Below are 4,075 nucleotides of genomic sequence, written 5' to 3' on the forward strand. Positions count from 1 at the left end.
CAGCGAGCCGCGCCGCTCGGAAAGCGAGACGCTCCCCGCGTCCAGCGAGCCGCCGCGGCGCTCGGAGAGCGAGCCACGTCATGCCAATCGCGGCCGGGCCAGCGCGCCTCCCGCACCGCAACCCGCCTCACCGGGACGAACCCCGATGCAACGCCCGCATCGCGAACCCGACAACGAGCCTGCGGATCATTCGCACCTTCCTGCGTTCCTGCTCAGGCCGGTGCGCGCGCCGGTCTGATATCCGCTCGTGACGCTCGCGCCGAAATAGCTTCGGATATCCGTCGCAACAGCAGCGTGCGCGAGCAGCGATCGGAACTCGAGACAACGCAGAGCTGGCGCGCGTGTTGATGCAGCAACGCGTTAGCTTCGCTGACGCGTTCTTATCACATGTTATGATTCTTCTATGTAGTTGCGCGCATTCCACACGTTTACAACTCGTTCACGGTCGTCCGTTAGCTTGGCAGTCATTCTTTGTTGACTTCCGGCGTGCGGGCGTGGCCCATCTGGGGAACAGTGTGGTGGTCAAGGTGCTCGACGAACACGAACGCACGATGGCCTTTGCTGAAGTTGCATTCAGCCAGATGAAATCGCTGCGCCACACTGCCAGCCCGCGCAACTACGAAATCTGGTACGTCTACGCCACCGGCTACAACCCGTCGCTCAACAAGATCATCAACGAGACCCTGGCGCGGAGCGGCAAGCTGACCGAGCCCGAGCTTGAGCAGATCTACGAGACTTATCTGTCGCATCTTAAGACCACCGACCGTATCGACAAGGTCGGCGCGCGCGTGCTCGGCGAGATCGACGATGTGATGAACCTGATTACCGAAGCGCTCGGCATGACGGCGAGCTATGATGCAAGTCTCGCCGGTGCCGATCAGCAGCTCGCAGACGCCAGCAGCCACGAGCAGCTGGTCGGGATCATCGAGGCGCTCGCCAGCTCGACGCGCCAGATGCGCGAGACCAACCGCGCGCTCGAGGACCGGCTGTCGCTGTCGAAGTCGGAGATCTCCGGCCTGCAGCAAAGCCTGGAAGCGATCCGCGCCGAGAGCCTGACCGATCCGCTGACCGAGCTCGGCAACCGCAAATATTTCGATCGCATGATCGGCACGGCGGTGCAGACCGCGATCGCCAACAGCCAGCCGCTGTCGCTGTTGATGCTCGACATCGATCATTTCAAGTCGTTCAACGACTCCTATGGTCATCTCACCGGCGATCAGGTGTTGCGGCTGGTCGGCATGTCGCTGAAGCACGTGATCAAGGGCCAAGACATCACCGCCCGCTATGGCGGCGAAGAGTTCGCGGTGGTGCTGCCGAACACGACGCTGCGCGAGGCGCTGGCGGTCGCCGACCACATCCGTCGCGCCGTGATGGCGAAGGAATTGAAGAAGAAATCGACCGGCGAGATTCTCGGCCGCGTCACCATCTCGGTCGGCGTGTCCATGCTCAAGCCAGGCGATGACACCGATGCGCTGATCGAGCGCGCCGACGCCTGCCTCTATGCCGCCAAGCGCAACGGCCGCAACCGGGTGATCTCTGAGGTCGATCCGGAATATGCGGCGGAACAGCAGGGCGAGATGGCCTGAATTCTGCTCGCAACGTCTTCGTCGCGAACGACGGACTTGCTTTATGCTGCCGTCAACGCGATTTGGCCTTCGCCCGCACCTTTCGAGCCGATGTCCGCTTCGTCGGTTTTGCAGATCGCTTTTCGGTGGGCCGCGCTTTCTTTTTGCCAGTCGGGGGCGCTTTGCCCACTCGCGCCTTCGCAGGCAGCTTAGCGGCCTTGGTCGATGCCTGGGCCTTGGGTTGAGTATTCTTGGGTTGAGTATTCTTGGCTTGAGTATTCTTGGCTTGAGTATTTTTGGCTTGAGTATTTTTGGCCTTGCGCGGCTTCCGCGGCCGCTTCTTCAGTGCCGCGCGCTTCGCTGCGCCGAGCGCCGCGCGCGCCCATTCGCCAAGCTCTTCGGTGTCGTCGAACAGCCGCGCCGGCAATTGCCAATACGACGCGACGGTCACCGATCGCGTGGTGGTCTGATATGAGAACGGCTTGGAGCCCTCGGCTTCGAAGCGCGGGATAGTTTGTTCGTCGGCGCGGAAGAACAGTCCAGCGCGCAGCGCCAGAGCGAAATTGATCCCGTCCACCGAAATGCCATGGCCGGAGAACATCGGCCGGATCGTGACCGGGCCGAAATCGGCGAACAGATCGGTGAGGAATTCACGGTCCATGAGATGCCCCCTGCTGTCATTCCGGCCCAGCGCGCGATTGCGCGCAGGCGCCGGGATCCATAGCCCGAGAGCGTAGTTTATCGCCCGATGCGCGTGGCGTCTTTCTTCGCGAAGACATCTGCCGCGGCGTATGGGTCCAGGATCGGCAACCGCCAACGCTGTCGCGTTGCCGGGCTGGCCTGGGACGACACCGGAGCTTAGACTTCCGCCGGCTTGAGCTGCACCGACTCGCCGCAGCCGCAGGCGGAGACCTCGTTCGGGTTCTTGAACACGAACTGGGCCTGCATCCGGTCGGCCTTGTAGTCCATCTCGGTGCCGAGCAGAAACAGCACGGCCTTGGGATCGACCAGTATCTTGACGCCCTTGTCTTCGACAACCTCGTCGGTCGGCTTGATGTCGTGGGCGTATTCGACCGTATAGGACTGCCCGGCGCAGCCGCCGTTCTTGATACCGACTCGCAGTCCGACGATCTCGGAATCGGCGCGCTCGGACAGTGCGCGTATGCGCGAGGCCGCGGCGTCGGTCAGCCTCATCACCTGCGGACGGGGACGCGGCTTATTAATCGCCTTGGGCTTGGCGGGAGCAGTTGATGGTACCTGTGTCATGTCCTTCATGTGGTCAATCCCAGCAGCCGATCAATCCCGCACTCGACGTCGGAGCCTATCCGATAACGCCTAATTCTTTGGACGCTCACCACATGTTGAGCACGAGGCGGGCCTCGTCGCTCATCCGGTCGGGGGTCCAGGCCGGGTCCCAGACGATATTGACGCTGACAACGCCGACTCCCGGCACGCTGGCAATGGCGTTCTCGACCATGGTCGGCAGCTCACCAGCGGCGGGACAGTTCGGCGTGGTCAAGGTCATCACCACGTCGACGCCGCGGTCGTCCTTGATGTCGACCTTGTAGATCAGCCCGAGCTCGTAGATGTCGGCCGGTATCTCCGGATCGAACACCGTCTTCAGCGCGGCGATGATCTCGGCCGTCAGCCGCTCGGTCTCTTCCGGGCCCAGCGCCGAATGCGTCTCCAGGGTCGCGTTCTTGATTTCCGCTGTGTCACTCATGCGAACAGTTCCCGCGCCTTGATCAGCGCCCGAGCCAGCTGATCAACCTCTTCCCGCGTATGGTACAGGCCGAACGAGGCCCGGCACGTCGCGGTGACGTTGAATCGTTCCAGAAGCGGCATCACGCAATGGGTCCCGGCCCTGACCGCGATGCCCTGGCGGTCGATCACCGTGGCGACGTCGTGGGCATGGGCCCCCTTCAGCTCGAAGGAGATCACCGGACCCTTGTTTTTGGCGGTGCCGATCAGCCGCAGCGAATTGATCTCGCGCAGCTTCTCTTGGGCATATTCGACCAAATCATGCTCGTGCGCAGCGATCCGCGCCTTGCCGATCGAATTGATATAGTCGATCGCGGCACCCAACCCGATCGCCTGCACGATCGGCGGCGTACCGGCCTCGAATTTGTGCGGCGGATCGCCATAGGTGACCCAGTCCTGCGCCACCTCGCGGATCATCTCGCCGCCGCCATTGTAGGGACGCATCGCGACCAGGTGCTCGTGCTTGGCATAGAGCACGCCGATCCCGGTCGGGCCATAGAGCTTGTGACCGGTGCAGGCGTAGAAATCGCAGTCGATGTCCTGCACGTCGACCGGCAGATGCACCGCGCCCTGCGCACCGTCGACCAGCACCTTGATGCCGCGGGCGTGGGCGATCCGCACCACGTCCTTCACCGGCACGGCAGTGCCGAGCGCGTTGGACATCTGGGTGATCGCCACCAGCTTGGTGCGCGGGCTCAGAAGCTTCTCGAACTCCTCGATCAGGAAATTGCCTTCGTCATCGACCGGAG

5 protein-coding genes are annotated in these 4,075 nt (G+C 62.8%); 1 reads left to right on the forward strand and 4 read right to left on the reverse strand.

Annotated features, from left to right (window positions below):
• Nucleotides 1-518 precede the first annotated feature (518 nt).
• A complete protein-coding gene (locus WA702_RS00730) occupies nucleotides 519-1,586 on the forward strand; it encodes a GGDEF domain-containing protein (RefSeq protein WP_425108613.1) in 1,068 nt (355 codons plus the stop codon).
• A gap of 52 nt (nucleotides 1,587-1,638) precedes the next feature.
• Here the strand turns inward: WA702_RS00730 and WA702_RS00735 are convergent, their stop codons facing one another.
• The 4 genes from WA702_RS00735 to WA702_RS00750 form a co-directional block, all read right to left on the reverse strand.
• Nucleotides 1,639-2,382 carry a TfoX/Sxy family protein gene (locus WA702_RS00735; protein WP_425108609.1) on the reverse strand — a complete coding sequence of 248 codons (744 nt, stop codon included), beginning with the start codon at nucleotides 2,380-2,382 and terminating at the stop codon, nucleotides 1,639-1,641.
• Between the two features lie 41 nt (nucleotides 2,383-2,423).
• Complete coding sequence (locus tag WA702_RS00740; protein WP_425108610.1) at nucleotides 2,424-2,840, reverse strand: HesB/IscA family protein; 417 nt, start codon at nucleotides 2,838-2,840, stop codon at nucleotides 2,424-2,426.
• Nucleotides 2,841-2,916: 76 nt separating this feature from the next.
• Complete coding sequence (locus tag WA702_RS00745) at nucleotides 2,917-3,288, reverse strand: SUF system Fe-S cluster assembly protein (RefSeq protein WP_425108611.1); 372 nt, start codon at nucleotides 3,286-3,288, stop codon at nucleotides 2,917-2,919.
• A partial coding sequence (locus tag WA702_RS00750; protein WP_425108612.1) for a cysteine desulfurase occupies nucleotides 3,285-4,075 on the reverse strand: 791 nt, incomplete at its 5' end. The genes WA702_RS00745 and WA702_RS00750, both read right to left, overlap by 4 nt.

It is taken from the genome of Bradyrhizobium sp. (assembly GCF_049798375.1).
In the GTDB taxonomy this organism is placed as follows: domain Bacteria; phylum Pseudomonadota; class Alphaproteobacteria; order Rhizobiales; family Xanthobacteraceae; genus Bradyrhizobium.

Coding starts and splice junctions, on each gene's coding strand:
- WA702_RS00740 (WP_425108610.1), bottom strand. CDS start 2,840: ATGAAGGACATGACACAGGTACCATCAACTGCTCCCGCCAAGCCCAAG.
- WA702_RS00745 (WP_425108611.1), bottom strand. CDS start 3,288: ATGAGTGACACAGCGGAAATCAAGAACGCGACCCTGGAGACGCATTCG.